At 43.7% G+C, this 16282-nt stretch carries 9 protein-coding genes; 8 read left to right on the forward strand and 1 reads right to left on the reverse strand.

Annotated elements, in window-relative coordinates; all coding sequences use genetic code 11:
* Positions 1–309: 309 nt before the first annotated feature.
* From GO003_RS12020 to GO003_RS12035, 4 genes are all read left to right on the forward strand, one after another.
* Positions 310–531 carry a PIN domain-containing protein gene (locus GO003_RS12020; RefSeq protein WP_159654873.1) on the forward strand — a complete coding sequence of 74 codons (222 nt, stop codon included), beginning with the start codon at positions 310–312 and terminating at the stop codon, positions 529–531.
* Positions 532–847: 316 nt separating this feature from the next.
* A complete protein-coding gene (locus tag GO003_RS12025) occupies positions 848–2533 on the forward strand; it encodes an EH signature domain-containing protein (protein ID WP_159654876.1) in 1686 nt (561 codons plus the stop codon).
* On the forward strand, positions 2530–5853 hold the full coding sequence (locus tag GO003_RS12030) for a DEAD/DEAH box helicase (protein ID WP_159654878.1): 3324 nt from the start codon (positions 2530–2532) through the stop codon (positions 5851–5853). Before GO003_RS12025 ends, GO003_RS12030 begins: the two co-directional genes overlap by 4 nt.
* Positions 5854–6398: 545 nt before the next feature.
* Complete coding sequence (locus tag GO003_RS12035; RefSeq protein ID WP_159654880.1) at positions 6399–7007, forward strand: hypothetical protein; 609 nt, start codon at positions 6399–6401, stop codon at positions 7005–7007.
* 118 nt (positions 7008–7125) lie between these two features.
* Here GO003_RS12035 and GO003_RS12040 read toward each other — a convergent pair whose 3' ends face one another.
* The gene (locus tag GO003_RS12040) at positions 7126–7521 is read right to left on the reverse strand and encodes a hypothetical protein (protein ID WP_159654882.1); all 396 of its coding nucleotides are present in this window, start codon (positions 7519–7521) and stop codon (positions 7126–7128) included.
* A gap of 442 nt (positions 7522–7963) precedes the next feature.
* Between GO003_RS12040 and GO003_RS12045 the strand changes: the two genes are divergently transcribed.
* The 4 genes from GO003_RS12045 to GO003_RS12060 all read left to right on the forward strand — a co-directional run bounded on the left by GO003_RS12045 (position 7964) and on the right by GO003_RS12060 (position 16269).
* Positions 7964–10648, forward strand: a complete 2685-nt coding sequence (locus tag GO003_RS12045) for a DUF499 domain-containing protein (protein ID WP_159654884.1) — start codon at positions 7964–7966, stop codon at positions 10646–10648.
* 4 nt (positions 10649–10652) lie between these two features.
* Positions 10653–11642, forward strand: coding sequence for an alkaline phosphatase (locus GO003_RS12050; protein ID WP_159654886.1), 990 nt, complete (start codon positions 10653–10655; stop codon positions 11640–11642).
* Positions 11639–13021 (forward strand): hypothetical protein, encoded by a 1383-nt coding sequence (locus tag GO003_RS12055; protein WP_159654888.1) that lies wholly within the window; start codon positions 11639–11641, stop codon positions 13019–13021. The genes GO003_RS12050 and GO003_RS12055 overlap by 4 nt, the downstream gene beginning before the upstream one ends.
* 503 nt (positions 13022–13524) lie before the next feature.
* Positions 13525–16269: a DUF1156 domain-containing protein gene (locus GO003_RS12060; protein WP_231088962.1), complete on the forward strand. Its 2745-nt coding sequence runs from the start codon at positions 13525–13527 to the stop codon at positions 16267–16269.
* The last annotated feature ends 13 nt before the right edge of the window (positions 16270–16282 follow it).

Consider the following 16282-nt stretch of genomic DNA (forward strand, 5'->3'; position numbering starts at 1 on the left):
TGCATGAAGCCTATTTCCGTGTCCGCTTTCTGTTAACTTTCAATAAATTCTCATACACATCCGACCTAATAAGACCGATAATACATTTTGTGTACTCAGAATTTATTTTTGAGAAGAATCTATATGTTTACATTATCCATTCACGGCGATGTCCACATTCCCGACAATCTCATATGCATTGGGCTTAAAACCTGGGGCTGAGCTGGCTTTTGAACGCCGAGTTGATTCTATAGTTTTGCGCCCGGATAAAAAAATAAAACTTCACGGGTTGAAGAAGGCCCCAAAATTTTAGGTTATACCGGGTCCACAGTGCCTTTGGAGGAACTGGACGCTGTCGTTGCCAAAGGCGCGGCGCAGTTGGTCGATACCAATATTTTGGTGCGTTATTTTGCTCAAGATGATGCTCTGCAATCACCCTTTGCTTTGCGCATTTTCATTGACGAACCCGAACTGTTTGTGATGAAAACGGTGTTGCTTGAGTTTTTCTGGGTATTGACCCAAGCTGAAAAATTTCACTTTCCGGCTGAATAAGTCATGACCGTTTTCGAACATCTGCAAGAATTGCCGAATATCGTGTTTGAAGATGAGCTTTCGCTCAGAATAGCCATTACATAGTGCCGTGGGGGCCTTGAATTTCCAGATGCTTTCCATTTGGCGACGTCTGGGGCTTGCAGTGCATTTGTGACCTTCGATGACCGTAATTTGCGCGTCGCGCTCAACGCCTTAAGCTGATGCCTGTTTGTGAAATACCCGCCTAATCTTGCTGATACAACAAAATCAGTGATGATTTTATGAGCAAATATTCCTACCAGCAACGAAGCGAAAGCAATAGTTTGGAAATGCCCGCATGAATTCAATTGCCACCTTTCGTCACCGTTTGCTGCAAATCAATGCCGAAGCCCTTGCTTCTCCTATCCCGGATTTATCTGCAGAAATGGCCCGAACCACGCAACGCTTAAAGACTGAGTATGGCGACATTTCAAGAGGTTCGGGTGATCAGCAAGGGATTGCGACAGCAGTGATTGGGTATCTAAAAAACCATCATTTACTCACTTATCGCGACATTAAACTCGTTTGCTTTGGCGTGTCGTCACCTTACGGTACGCCGTTAACTCAAGTTATTGAACATGAAACTTTGTTCCCTAAGTTACTTAAAGAAGTTGAAATTTTACAACCAGAACCGCGTAAGTTTCGACGCTGTTATCAGGGTTTGCTGAAAGGATATTTACGCTATCCGGGTCTGCAGACTGACAATATTTACGGCCGAAAAAACTGGTTTGCGTTACGGGAATTTTTGGCCCAAAACTGCAAGGCTTTAAATAAACAAAAGCCGGTAACGGAATGGTCGCAAGCCCTTTACGAACACCGAAACTTGCTTGCTGATAACCCTTGCAAGCCTTATGGAAAGGCCATGCTGGGAGGTGATATGTCAGTTATTGAGGAGCTTAGAAACCGATTGGGAGTTGATGACGATACTTGGGTGATGAATGAGTTGATATTGGCTCAGGTTCAAGCGGCAACGGCATTAAAGGATCCCGAGTTTGTGTTGCAAGTGCTGCCCTTGGTAAAACTTCTGGAACGGCACTCATTGTTAATCACAAAGGGGCTTTCCCTGTTACTTAGACGCTATGTAGTCTGCAAAGTCCATACTGAACACCATACACTTCGAGAAGCTGCATTAAGGGAATGGAAAAGTCCTTGGTTGGAAGCTAATAAACCAATGTGGTATGGTCAGATTGGTGAGGCAGCCACTAACATGGTGAGTTTGTGGCTGAAACGGCGCACTATCCAAGATTTTTTTGAGTTATTGCAGGCTGACGGCCAAGCCGATCGGAAGCGAATGGAATTTTGGCTTAAATACGCCGAAGCGATTGATGACATCTGGCTGGCATTGGGGCAGCACAGCCTTTACAACAATAAGCCGGATTACAAGCGTATTCGTCAGAATATGGCTGGACGGTATATGGCTTTGGAAGGAGGTTCCTACAATCAAGATAATGCTTTTTTAATGCGAATTGGTGGCTATGTCTTCATTGAGTTTGGCAAGCAGAACAACGCGTGCCATGTATTTTTGGCAGATAATCTTCCATTCAAGTTTGGACAAAAATCGGTGTTAGGTACACAAGATGGGCTCAAAAACAAGGAACATCCAGGTCATCGCAGAACATTGTCACATCGAGAAGGTTGGCAAGGGGAGTTTACTGATTTTTTGCGTTATCACGCCAATGCAACACCTGGCGAAAACAAACCTAAACCCGTTTCATCAATCGTAGCTTCTCATATTTCGAGTTCGACAGTGCCGTCTGTAAAGCCAAGAGTTCACTCAATACCTATCCAGAATGAGCAGGCTAAGCCTCTTGACATTAAGCAGTTACAAGAGTTCTGTATTTCACATAACCTGCATTTTGATGATCATAGAGACAAAGGTGGAGCATTTTGGGTACGTGCTTCTGAAACACATGAACCGGCATCGACCATGCTAAAAAGCGTAGGTTTTCGATATAAAGAAGGACGCGGGTGGTGGTTGGAATGATGGAATTTAACAAGTTATGGTCATTCAAGGCACGTCATCAACAGGCTGTTACTGAACCATCCCATCATCTGACTATCCGGTTTAAAAACGACGGTATTTATTATGGTGTTGAGCCTGAATTAGCTGACTGGCCGAATCAATGGCATTATTTTGGCCAAGATTCATCCAGCATTAGCCTACTTAATCAGATTGAGGAATTGGGTCATTTAGTACCTCTCGAAAATCAGTTGTTTTTAAATTGGGATTCCCTATATCAGCTTTTGACAGATGAAGCGGGTAGTTCAAATGAATTACTGAAGCTGCTGAAGTTGCCTGAATTTTCAGATTTACGTCCCAGTCTTGCCAGCCAAGGATCTTTGGAAGATTTAGATTTTCGCATTACATTGAGTGACTGGGTCAGTCCGCCGGGGAACAAGCTTCAAATGGCACCTGAGGTTACAGGCGCAGTTATCCAGTATCAAGACCATCAATTCCTCTTAACAGAACCAGTTTGGCGTTTGGTTAGTGAAGTGCGTACTTTTTATTCTCTACCTCAAGAATGCAGAACTCCACTGGTTAATCGGCAAAAGTGGAGTTTAATACGTCGTTATGCTTGCTCTGCAAAAGTGCCAATGGTGGATTTTTTAAAGCGCACGGTAGTTTTGTCGCCAGAAAAATTATTGTTGCATTTACATAAATCAGCCAGTGTAGGCAATAAAACCGTCCAGGTAGAACCCCATTTTGATGGGGCTCCGCCGCAATGGCTTGATACGTTTGATAAATACACCACTGTACCTGAACGTTACGACATTCCAGATGGCCAAGGTATTATTCAAGTCCTGGTTTCGCCTCAAGTTCGCGCAGTGTTACAAGAATTGCGTCGTTGGCCGGGGCGTTATGTGGCAGGGCAACGCGCAGAAGCCTTCATTCGAAATCCTTATGCCGCGTTGGGGGATGATGCTGTCGCCGTGATTGATGAAGCTCAATTTGAAGAAGCCAGGGAAGTTGCCGGCATTGAGTTTGAACAGTTTTTTATTGATGTTAAGAATGACGAAAACGGTAGGATTATTGGCGTAGGCTTACTCATCGAATCAATATCATCTGCAAGTCAACAAACCAATCGCTATGCGTTTGCAGATACCAAGAAGCTGGAAAGTTTTATCAAACGCTTTGAACGACATATTCAAGAGGGCTTTCAATGCATAGCATGGGAAGGCTATGAACTTGAAATTTTGGGCGATGCTGAATACCAACTTGCAAACCTGAAACTACTGCTTTCGGAATGGATGCCCGCACCCCATATTAGTGTCGCCTATGCTGATATTTTTAATCTGGGCCGTTACTCTGAGCGCATAGAAGGTATTGGCGTTGAAAAAAACTATGTTTCGCCGTTTATTGCCAGAAAGGCTGACGAAAACGGTTGGGTGCCATCCAATGTCGAATTTGGCCTGGCTTTTATGCCAGAAAATTCGGCAATCCCTATAAATATCCAATTAAGTGATAGCGATAGAAAATCTATTCAAGAAACTATTGATCAAGCAGAACAACAGCAATTAGATGTGATTTCTATTCCAGGTATTGATAAGCCCGTGTCGGTTGCCGAAGCTAAACAAATTCTAGAAGTCATTCAAACCACTGAAGAACAGATACGAAAAGGCGAGTTTTCTACTAAACAACAAAAAGCCCCCTCTCAATCATTATTGCTAAAGAGCAATATTTATGCGGTTGATTATCAAGAGAATAGAAAGCAAGCATTGGAGTTGCCTAGCGATAGTCAGGCTAGATTACCAAGTGTTTTACGTGAATCTGTCAGTCTCAAACACCATCAACTACAAGGCGTCGCATGGCTCCAACATCTTTGGCGTCATGCTCCACAACATTGCCGAGGCGCATTATTAGCTGATGACATGGGTTTGGGTAAAACGCTGCAAATCCTTACATTTATTGCAGGTTGCATTGAAGAAGAACTAAATATTGATCCTGTCCTGATTGTGGCTCCTGTATCGTTACTGGAAAACTGGCAAGAAGAGATAGATAAGTTTTTTAAGCCTCAGGCCATGTCTGTCTTGATGTTATATGGCAATCAGTTAAAGGATCAAAAACTTGACCAGTCAGAAATTGACCCTCAATTAGTGCGCGAGGGATTGGTTAAATTCTTAGTTCCAAATTGGTTAGGAAACGCCAAGGTGGTTTTAACCACCTATGAAACCTTGCGAGATTTAGAGCTTTCTTTAGCTTCTCAGCATTGGTCAATTATGGTTTGTGATGAAGCTCAGAAAATTAAAAACCCAAATGCACTGGTGACCCGCTCAGCTAAAAAGCAAAATGTTCGACTGAAAATTGCGTGCACAGGAACACCGGTAGAAAATTCACTGGCTGATTTATGGTGCCTGTTTGACTTTATTCAGCCTGGATTCTTGGGTGCTTTAAATGATTTTGGCTCACGCTATCGCCGACCTATTGAAGCTAAAACAGAAGAAGAAACTGCCCGTGTTAATGAGTTAAGGGCATTGATTGAACCGCAAACGCTTAGGCGCACTAAAGCACAAGTGGCTAAAGATCTTCCCAGTAAAATCGAAGTTGAGAGTTGTCGCTCATTACCGCTGTCAACTTATCAGAGAGAGTTATATCGGCAGGTTATTCAAGCCTATCATGAAAAACAAAACGATAATGCCATAAAAAATCACTTAGGGCTGATTCAATATTTACGACAACTTTGCACAAGTCCCTATCCGGTGGGCGCTAAAGCCGCATTTGATGAGCCGTTATCAGAAAGAGAAATTAAATCCCCAAAATTAAAATGGCTTCTAGAATTATTAGCCGATATTCGGGAGCGAAACGATAAAGTTATCCTATTTGTAGAGTTCCTGGATCTACAACGGCAACTTCAGCTTTATATTGCTGAGCGTTTTAAAGTATTACCCGATATTATAAATGGCTCTACATCGGCTGCTTCATCGGCAACCAATAGCAGGCAAAAACGAATTAGGGCATTTCAGGAAAAGCCAGGATTTGGCGTTATTATTCTTTCCCCACTAGCCGTTGGCTTTGGCGTCAACATCCAGGCGGCAAACCATGTTATTCACTTCACCCGCACCTGGAACCCGGCTAAGGAAGATCAAGCAACCGACAGAGCATATAGGATTGGTCAAACAAAAGATGTTTATGTCTATTACCCAGTAATAACTGCCGAATTCGTTACCTTCGATATGAAGCTCGATAGATTGATAAGCTGGAAAAGAGGCCTTTCCGATGACATGTTGAACGGCTGCGGCGACCTATCATCTTCTGAATTCAGTGATCTTGGTGCTCCTGAAGGTGGCACCGTTTTTATTGAATGAATTAGTTTGTAGAGTCCGCGATATAAAACATCATTAAATTTAATGATAGATTTAGTTTATTTCCATTGAATCTCGTGTTTCATTTATCCGTGACCATAAAAGCTATGAGTGAATTGATTAGTTTTTTTATCGGTAAAAGTTTGCATTTTGCCAACTTTTAGTTCTCCAAATTAACCTGCCAGACAGGAATGTGATCTGTTACCTCAATTACAGAATGCTAATGGCGGTAGGTGGCTCACTGATAATGTCAAATTGTTCGCCGAATAACGGGCATTCAATTGGACCACAGAATGCCTTAACTATTTAGATTGGAAAGTTAACTCGCCCGGCGGGTTTTGGCCGAATTTGTGAATATACAACTCTAGAATTGTGAGGAACTACTCATATCAAATATCAAACATTCGTCTATTATGTTTCTAGGGTATTTAAGGTTACTTTTTTACTTTGGGTATTTGAACGAAATAGGTGCAATGGGCAATCCTGATACCCAATGCTAGATTTTAGATACAAATAATTAGAAAACTCAGGTCGCTCGATCAGACAATATGACTACTCCTAATATTCCAATTCAGGTTTTAATCAACTTTTTAAAAGACCTACCAGCTAACGATCTATTGATAACAGGTAAATCAAGTTCGAAAGTACTCGACTTATTACGAGAATGTTGGCCACACCTGAAAGGTAGCGGCGAACATAACACTTACTGGGATAAAATTTATCGAGCTGAAAATCTACACTGGAAGCCGCCTATTTTGCATTTTGAACTTGAGCGACACGGAGCAACCGTCAATGGCTCTAGCAGAGCAGATGTTCACTATTGGGAAGTCGATTTAGATGAAGGCACTGCTAAAATCGAAAGGAGGGGGCACCGTCAACTTGAAAAGATGTCTCCTAGGATGAATGTCAAAGCAAAAGCAATGGAAATTGCGAATACTATCATGCGGGGCCTTGAACACCCTGCACTCAAATGGGATAACAATTATGAGACTGTCGTTCTTACGATTAGTCAAATTATTCCAGAAACTATACCCCAGACTACAGCGTCTCGGAGAAAACGTTTTAAAGATTGCCTTGATTCGATGTTACTTGAGTATGGATGGGTACGCAAAAATCACGGTAATAAAATAGGCTTCATAAAAATACATAGCGAATAGCGAAGTTTTTTTATTTTGATCTATGTTTGAACCAACTCAACATAGAGTTACAATCACAGTAAGTCCGATATGCAGCATTTACAAGGCACTGGCTTAATGCCAGTGCCTTGTGTGCCGCTTAATAGTTAGCTTTTTCTACATACACTTGTAATTGATTGTACTGATTGCCATCCTGGCTTTTGGCTTTACCCAGCAACTGGATCAAGACACTGTCGCCGGGCTGTGCATGTGATCTTTCCATGCCATTGGCGATATAGGCATTCATGAATGCTGAAACTACCTCGCCGTTCTCTCGTTCGACGATGATCGTTTTCTGTAGGCCGTACCGGTCATGAATAAATTCACCAAAGCCTTTGATCGTGCCGATCAGCGGTTTGTGTTCCTCGTGATGCCAATGAAGAGGCTGTTGTACTGTTAACTCGCCTACTGCCATGGCTTTTAGCTTGGCAAATTTATCCTTGCCGTTTTCATCAATGCGGTCATAGTCGGGATTTGTTTCGTAGTTGTCGAACATTAGGAGCTCCAAAAATATCAAAGACGCATCAATGAACAGTGTGGTTTATCGATGCAAGATAAGGAGAGTGCACTCTCCATATCATTAGGGGTTTTCTTGGGAGCTTGGCTAACATGCGAGGCTGATAGTCATTGACGCTCTAAACCGGACGGATAGCCCGACATTTCGGAGACACGATAAATCCCTAAAACTGATTACCCAGGTTTCCGGTCCTCTTTGGAGCCTGCATTTCCATAGGTCTGCCCTAATACGGACAAGCTTTTTCGACTGGGTACTCGTGGTTATTTGATAAACTTTTAACTTTTTTGGGTTTAGGTGACCTGATTTTGTGGACCTACACACTCAAAAGGACGACATAGAACAGCGTAAAGACAATCTGCATTGGTTTAATTACTCCCTATCCATTAAAATTCATGTCAAACGTCTAATTTAAGGAAATAGGATGCTTGGCCTCAATCTACGCAGTGAATTCACAGGAAAGCGATTAAGCGGAACCACCATCGACTTTACCAACCGGCAGGGTACCGGTGCGCTGGACAAGCCAGCAAGTGATTTTCTCAACATCACCTATCCGTCTATCGATCTGCTAAAAACCATTGAGGCCGTAGAACCGGGCAAGTCACGCCCGACGGTAATCATCGGCGCGCGTGGTCAGGGTAAATCGCATTTGATGGCCGCATTGTCCCATATGCTTAGAGACAGTGTCGTCGGTCGTAATTGGCTCGATGATTGGTCTGTAAGACTTGGTAACCCGGCCATCGCAAGCCTTGCTCTGCGAACAGACCTGAATGTCATCGTTGAGAGCTTGCATTTACACAACTATAAATTCTTGTGGGATTTGCTCTTTGATAAACACCCTAATGGGGCCTTTATTAAAGGGAAATGGTTAGGCCAAGGAGACAACAAGACCGAAGTGCCAGGCTATGAACTATTGGTTGAATTGTTTCAACAGCAACCCACGCTACTGATTCTGGACGAATTCCAGACGTGGTACGAAGGCCTCACCAACAATAAACAATACCCGTGGCGCAATTGGGCATTCAACTTCATCCAGATTCTTTCAGAAATTGCGGAAAAAAATCCTGAACTGCTGGCGTTGGTGGTGTCGGTTAGGGATGGAGTATCCGATGCAGCCCAGCAAATCTTCCGCGTCAACCCTGTACGGATCGACTTCAAAGGTCCGCAAGCTAAAAAAGATCGCCAAAAGCTATTACTGTATCGGCTGTTCGAAAATCGGATGCAGATCAACGACAGCGACATAGAAACCGTCATCGTCAACCACGTCAATGAATACTTGCGGCTCAACCATATTTCCGGCGCTGATCATGAGAAAGTAAAGCAGGAGTTTATCGATGCCTGGCCCTATGCGCCTCATCTGCTAAAGCTGCTTGACGATCAAGTGTTGATCGCAACAGAAACCCAAGAAACTCGGGATTTGATCAGAATCTTGGTGGATGTCTTCAAAACAGCAGGCAAAGACTCACCGATCATCACCGCCGCCGATTTTTCGATTACCAATGAAAACAGCGGCGTGTCTTCGTTGCTAGATTCGGTTGCCAATCAAATGCAGCGCAATCTCAGAGATAAGGCACTGCGCAACTATGAAGCGGTCAGAGATGCTACCGCCAGTTTAGGTACCCCCACCAAGTATCTGGAACCGATACTGAGCTCGCTTTGGCTTCGTTCGTTGTCGATTGAATCCATGGCCGGTGCGGAAGCGCATGAATTGCAAGTAGACATCACTCGCCATAAACCCATTGATGATAATCAGTTTCAGGCAGAACTGGCTTTAGTTGAAGAGAACAGCTTTAACATTCACCGAAAAGGCAATCGCCTAATTTTTCTGAATGAAGAAAATCCGCAAGCTAAATTAATGGCGCACGCCAAAAATGATCGCTTGTTCGAGAAAGGTGAAGATCAAAACTACTTGGCGGATGAAATTCGTTATGTACTGGCTGGTTCGGGCGATGCCTCGCAGAGCTATCGAGTGCTTATTCTTAAACGGAGCTGGAGCAGCGATCCATGGAGCGACATTGACGAGCGGGATCAACCTCAAAACTGGGATAATCGCATTCCAGTAATCGTCCTCCCTTCCAGCAATGTTAGCGATGCGGAATTAGGTAAATGGCTCAAAGCCTATGTTCCTAAAAACCGTAATACCGTGCGTTTTTTATTGGCTCAAAAAGTCTTGGAAAACGTGTTCTATGACAAATCATTGCTGGTGCTCGCTCGTGCTGTTTTTTTAGCTGCGCAATGGAAAAAAGCAGATTCCGAATACTCAAGCCTGCACATCAAGTATCAAAAGGAATTGCGCGACCAACTGAATAAGCGCTTTGATCGTTTTGCAATACTTGAGATATGGAATTTTGCTGATCCACAAAAATGCGAGTTCATCACAACAAGCCACAACGCGGAAGGCAGCAAAATCTTGTCTGCTATTCAAGAACATATACAGCGAGAACTGTTTATACCGGAAGAATTCAAGGAGCTCGTGCTTGCTAGCGCTGAAAGCAATCACTCTGTCGCGCAGGTATTAAACCAGCTCAAAGAGCCTAAATCGGGTGGTGAGCCATCAGTACCTTGGTTAGGTGAAGTTGAGGCGAAAGAAAAAATCATTCGGCTATGTGCCCAAGGTACCATCGCTATCAACTTGCTGGGTAGAGAGCTACTGGAAAGACGGCCCGGCGAAAGCGAGGATGAAGCCTGGCAGCGTATGAAAGGCCGTTTGGCATCGGGCAGACAATTAGAAGAAACCACGCTTCACGAACCGGGCACGACCGTTTCTAGTGGTGGCAGTGTCGTCGTGCCGCCTTTAAATCCCCCGGAGCCACCCACAACAAATCCTAAACCTGGAGAACAAACAACCGGCAATAATGGGAACGAGCCTACCGGTTTTGGTTTATTTGGTGGAACCAGTTCGGGGATTCGTGACAGAACTCGCTTAAACGCGCCTGCAACGTCCTCGTTGAATTTGCTTGGCAAACTGGAAGGCTGGGGCATCAATCCAGGAAGCCAGGTCTATGGATGCAAGGTGTCCATCGACAAAATGACCGGGGCGCAATTGCAAGAATTGTTGAAAAAACTGCCTGACGGAATCACCTACTCGTTGGATTTGGAAAAGGATTGAAGCAATGGATCAAGCGCTAATTACCCAGGTATTCAACTTGCCTGCCTATCAAGCATGGCAAGCGATTTTTCAGTTCCTGCACCAGACATTTTCACCGCCAATACGTTCGGATTTGGTGGATGCCATCACCACCGAGCGGGATAAAAGCATCGAAAAGCTCGACAACGTTCTTTCAGGCAGCGCCTGGGAATTATGGCAACAATTTGAAAGCGCAGCGCCACGAACCAGCGAACAACTCAAGCAATTTTGGGCAGAACGCTCTAATGGCAAAGCCATCTTAATTTTGGATGCCTTATCTTTGCGTGAATTGCCTTGGCTGATAGAGCAAGCCGCGCAACGCGGCTTCAGCCTGCACAAATCATGCGTTACCGCCGCAGAAATACCCGCCAATACCAACCCATTTGCCAAAGCATTGGGGTTCGGCCAACGATCGGGGCTTGAGCATAATTTAACGAAAAGCCCTTATTTCCCATATGCCTGGACCGAAGCCACCGACATGCCTTTTGTCGATTGCGGAAGCCTGATCAAAGCCGATCCCAATATCATTTTTTGGCATCACTGGCCGGATAGTCAGATGCACGATTTATCCGACAATGGCGATGGCTATCGGAAGCTATCGAAATCCGCGGCTGAACAGCTAACATCCGATGATTTCTGGCACTTTGTCGATCGTCTCGCAACCGGGCGCAGGTTAGTAATTACCTCAGACCATGGTTACGCCCATTCCGGAATATTTCCCGATGTCGTGCACAAAGATCAGGCCGATTTTTTGAAGGAAAATTTCAAAAGCGGTCGCTCCGTTCAATCACCCGCAAATGCCAACAGCCACTGCTGGATTCCGCCACTGACGCAAACCATCACAACCCAGCACGGCGAATGGCATCTTGTGTTGGGACGAAAAAAATGGAAAAGCCAAGGCGGTTATCCGACGTTGACGCATGGTGGGCTTTCCTTGTTAGAAATGGCGGTGCCATATATTGAGTTATCGAAATGATCAGACAGCATCATTTAACCGATTTAGATGATCTGTTACTTTCAGTACGGAATAAAAATTCAGCAAGCTATGTACAAGAAGCGATTATTGCTTATCGGACAGGAGCATACCGCGCAGCCATTACTTCGACATGGATTGCTGTTTGTTATGACATCGTTTCTAAACTTCGTGAACTAGATACTCAGAATGACAATGGGGCTGTAACGTTCATAAAAAATTTTGATGCTCAAATTAAAAATAAAAATATACCTAAGCTACAAGATTTAGAAAATTCCTTATTAAAAAGAGCCTTAGAGGACTTCGAGTTTATTTCTGTCGATGAGCATAAAGACTTAGAGCGGCTTAAGGAAGACCGTAATCTATGTGCCCATCCTACATATACCGATAATCAATTACTGTTTCAACCAACACCAGAGTTGGTCAGAAGTCATATCGTTCACTCTATCTTACATTTGTTACAAAGGCAGCCTGTTCAGGGCAAAAGTGCCATAGATAAAGTATGTGCTGACTTAGAAAGTAGAGCATTCCCTCAAACTCAAGAGGAAGTGTTTGAATTTTTGAATGACCGCTATTTGCGACGAGCAAAAGTAGCATTTGTCAGAAATCTTTTGATTGTTCTTCTTAAAAAGTTGTTTAGCGAGGATGTCTCTTATCCTGAGCGAATTATTTTCAGCATTCAAGCAATTGCACGGGCTCATTCAGAGATTTATTCGGATGTTATCCAACAAAAAATAGGCTCAATTTTCGAACAACTTAATGATCATAATATTGGAGCCATCTTTTTACTGCTACGGGCCGACCCTGGTGTGTGGGATAAGCTACAGCAAGCCCAAAGAATTAAGATTAGTAGCTTCATTGGGTCATTACAAAACGATGATCTATCTGTTATTCGGAAGTACAATCCATACTTCTGTATGGATATACAAGATCTGCAGAACAACCTCTTAGAGCTATATGAGCGGCTATCTAATCATGCAAAAATAGAAATTATCGAGAAAAGCCCTAGCAAATATTTATCAGGCAAGGCGATTGAAATGTTCTCAAATTCAAATAATTTTAGAAATGCTGAATATTTTGCTAGAACTACGTTGTTACCTATAGCACCCTTTCTATCCGCAGAACAAGTCATCGAAGCTATCACTGCAACGAAAGAAAATGTTCAAATAAACTACGCTGGCGGCATACCTGAATATATTGCTGAGTTTTTTGAGTTAACTAAAAACCATCTTAGCGAAACCAGGCAGTCATGGATTGAATTTATTCAATCACGATTAGACAAGGAAAAGCCCGACGATCATCACTATGTATACCCTAAATTACAAGCATTGATGCATAGTTCGGGTATCACCTGGGATGCACAACAAGACAAAACCAATTAAGGAACGAAATGGCTAGCAAAACCCAAGCTGGAATCATTGCTGAACAAGTTGCGGAAGCGGTAAACGCGGGTGCGGAGTTGCATTTGGAATCCGTGGATTTTAGCGATCCGAATCGGCCAAAGACCTGTTTGGAAGTGGATTTTCCGATATTACCGATCAATCAGATTGCCCAAATTGAAGGCAATGCGGGTAAGCCTATTTATCAAATGTCCAAATGGTGGGCGCGTCGACGGTCCAGTGTGTTTCGCTCGATCTTGATTGCGGCTGCTACCAAAGCGCCGGATGATCCGGCGGAAGCCGCTAAATTGGTTTGGGATTCTTATTACGGTAATCACCAACACAACGAAGCCTTCCGCAAATTGAAGGTGGCCGACATATTTATGGGTGGCGGCACGACCTTGGTGGAGGGCGCGCGTTTGGGGATGCAGATGGTCGGTAACGACCTGAATCCCGTCGCCTGGCTGGTGGTAAAAAACGAATTAGCCGATGTCGATCTGGATGAAGTGCAAAAGCTGTTCGATCATATCGAGCGGGAAGTTAAGCCTCAAATCATGCCGTTTTACGCCTGCGAAGGCCCGAACGGTGAAAAAGGCGTTTGGACGAAGTTATCGACCAACGAAGTGATGGGCGATAACTTCGATCCCTTGGCGCTGACACCTGACGAGCGCAAAGACTATGCCTACGAAGGGCCGGAAGTGATTTACACCTTTTGGGCGAAACATGGGCCTTGTTCCGTGCCTGGTTGCGGGCATAGGACCCCATTGATGTCCAGCCCTGTAGTGGCAATCAAATCACTATCGATAAAAGCTTGGCTGGGCGTAAGCTGCGGCAAATGTCATGAATCATTCGATGTCGAACAGCGAGAAGCACGCATGGCACCGGACGTGCCGTTGGTGGTCACTGATTCGGAAGTGCCGTATGCGCTCATGGATAGTGAAGGTCATTACCGTTGTCCGCGTTGCCAGCATGAGTACCAGGATTTCAAAGCGGCCAAGACCAATGAATCGATTTTGTTACCTAAAAAACTGCTTAACAATAAAAAAGTTGAATTAACCTTATTAATTCATCCAGATTGGCTAAGAGGAATACCTGGCAAAGATAAGCTAGGCATGCTTGGTGGAGCCGTAAACAGTGATATTGAAGGAACATGTCGATGGAATATTGCCAGGAATGAACGCCAGACATTTATAGAAGTCCGTGGAGCCTTAGATTCGACTGTTTATCTTGATAGTCGCCCATTAGAAACTAATCAAGGCTGCATACCCAAGGATGCGCATTTTATTTGTCAAGCAGATACTTGTGGTAAAGAACAGAAAACGCTTCATTCTCTTCAAGAAAGCGGAGATTCTGCTTTTTTCTCATTGTTAGCGATTCAGGGGTATTCGGCAAAATTGGAGAAATCCGATAACCCGTATAGGGGGCGTTTTTTTATTTGTCCAAGTAACAAAGATGTTAGACGATTAAATGCTGCAATAATCGAATGGCATGTAAGAAAGGACGATGATTTAAAAAAATACTGGCCAAAATCTGAAATTCCATATGGATTGAAAACGCATATTAAAGACCCCTTGCCAAAGCATGGCTATAGCAAATGGGAGCACCTTTTTAATCCTCGTCAATTAATTCTGCACTCGCTAATCTTAAAGGCTATTGATGAAGCCCATGGTTTTACATCTGAGGCAATTGACTTTGTTCTAGGAGCTTTTCAACAATATCTCACGTATCAAAATATGTTTTGCTTTTGGCATAAATCGAAAGATCACTTTGCCCCATTTCTTTCAAATAACAATCTAAACCAGAAAAATATTTGTATTGAAGTTGGAGTTTTTTCACCGATAGGTTATGGGCCTTGGCGATCAGCAAAGAATCCAATACTTGAATCTATTCCTTGGATGAAAAACCCTTGGGAATTAGTTCCCACTGAACTAATTAAAGCAAAAAACAAAGAACTTTCTGGCAAGATAAAATCAAAGAGTTTTAAAGTCTATCCTGGTGATCGTTTATTGCCCCATAAAGCAATATCCCAAGGGTCTTCAACTGAATTACGACAGTATGATTCTGATAGTATCGATTTGGTTGTGACTGATCCCCCGTTTAGTGGATTATTTCAATATGCAGAGTTTGCAGATTTTTCATATGTCTGGCTGAGACTTTTGTTAAAAGAAAAATATCCAGAAATATTTAATCCTGAATTTACGCCAAAAACATTAGAAGCAGTAGCGAATGAAGCCCGCAATCCAGATGATGCCGATGATTTCTATAAGAGAGTTTTAACAAATTGTTGGAAGGAAGCTCACCGACTTCTCAAACGATCTGGAATTCTGGCGTTTACATTTCACCATAGTGAAGATGATCCTTGGGTTGATGTTTTAGAAAGTTTATTCCAGGCTGGCTTTTATCTTGAGGCCACTTATCCAGTTAGAAGCGATGAAACCAAAGGTGATAAAGCACAGTTTGGTTCTCAAAAGATTGAATACGACATCATTCATGTCTGTCGAAAACGCACGGAAGAACCCACTCGCATCAGTTGGGCCAAACTGCGCCGCAGAATTTTGTCGGATGTTCGGCAATTGCAGAATATTCTGGAACATCATCAAAACGAAGGCTTACCCAGGGCTGATATTCAGGTGATTAAGCGAGGTAAAGCGTTGGAGTATTTTTCCCGCCATTACGGACAAGTCTATGTCGAAGAAGGCCGGGAGTTTACCGTTAAAGAAGCGCTGGTCGGTATCAATCAAATTTTGGATGACCAGGATGAAGGCGAATCCGGCAGCACGCCGGTCAATTGCGAACCCATCACGCGGCAATTTTTGCGTATTTTTGCTGGTACGCCAGAAGTGCCGCGCGACCATATGCAGAAGTTCTTGCGCGGTACCGGCATAGGCCCCAGTGATTTTGTCGAACGGGGTTGGTGTGAGGAAAAGAAAAAAATCTTCCATTGGTTGTCCCCGCTGACATTTGCGCAAGCCAATAGCCAAAAAGCCAAGTCCTTAAGCAGAGACATGGATCAAGCCATGTTGCTGATTGGCGCTTGTTACCCGGATAGTGGGATTCAGGTTAAAAAGCTGTTGGATGAAGACTTCAAGCCGCATCCTGCCTTGGGCGATTTATTGGGTTGGCTGGTCACAAAGGGCGGCAGTTTGGAATTACGAAATGCCGCAATCACTGCCCGACAACTGTATAACAATTGGGCTGCACAGCATCAGGCTGTGATTCAAAAACAAATGTCGTTGTTTGACATGGACTAACTGGGCCGACGTT

Origin of the sequence: Methylicorpusculum oleiharenae, from assembly GCF_009828925.2 — a bacterium.
GTDB classification, from domain to species: domain Bacteria; phylum Pseudomonadota; class Gammaproteobacteria; order Methylococcales; family Methylomonadaceae; genus Methylicorpusculum; species Methylicorpusculum oleiharenae.

Excerpts from the sequence above, each read along its gene's own strand:
- GO003_RS12025 (WP_159654876.1), top strand. The coding sequence starts at position 848 with ATGAATTCAATTGCCACCTTTCGTCACCGTTTGCTGCAAATCAATGCC.
- GO003_RS12030 (WP_159654878.1), top strand. The coding sequence starts at position 2,530 with ATGATGGAATTTAACAAGTTATGGTCATTCAAGGCACGTCATCAACAG.
- GO003_RS12035 (WP_159654880.1), top strand. The coding sequence starts at position 6,399 with ATGACTACTCCTAATATTCCAATTCAGGTTTTAATCAACTTTTTAAAA.
- GO003_RS12040 (WP_159654882.1), bottom strand. The coding sequence starts at position 7,521 with ATGTTCGACAACTACGAAACAAATCCCGACTATGACCGCATTGATGAA.
- GO003_RS12045 (WP_159654884.1), top strand. The coding sequence starts at position 7,964 with ATGCTTGGCCTCAATCTACGCAGTGAATTCACAGGAAAGCGATTAAGC.
- GO003_RS12050 (WP_159654886.1), top strand. The coding sequence starts at position 10,653 with ATGGATCAAGCGCTAATTACCCAGGTATTCAACTTGCCTGCCTATCAA.
- GO003_RS12055 (WP_159654888.1), top strand. The coding sequence starts at position 11,639 with ATGATCAGACAGCATCATTTAACCGATTTAGATGATCTGTTACTTTCA.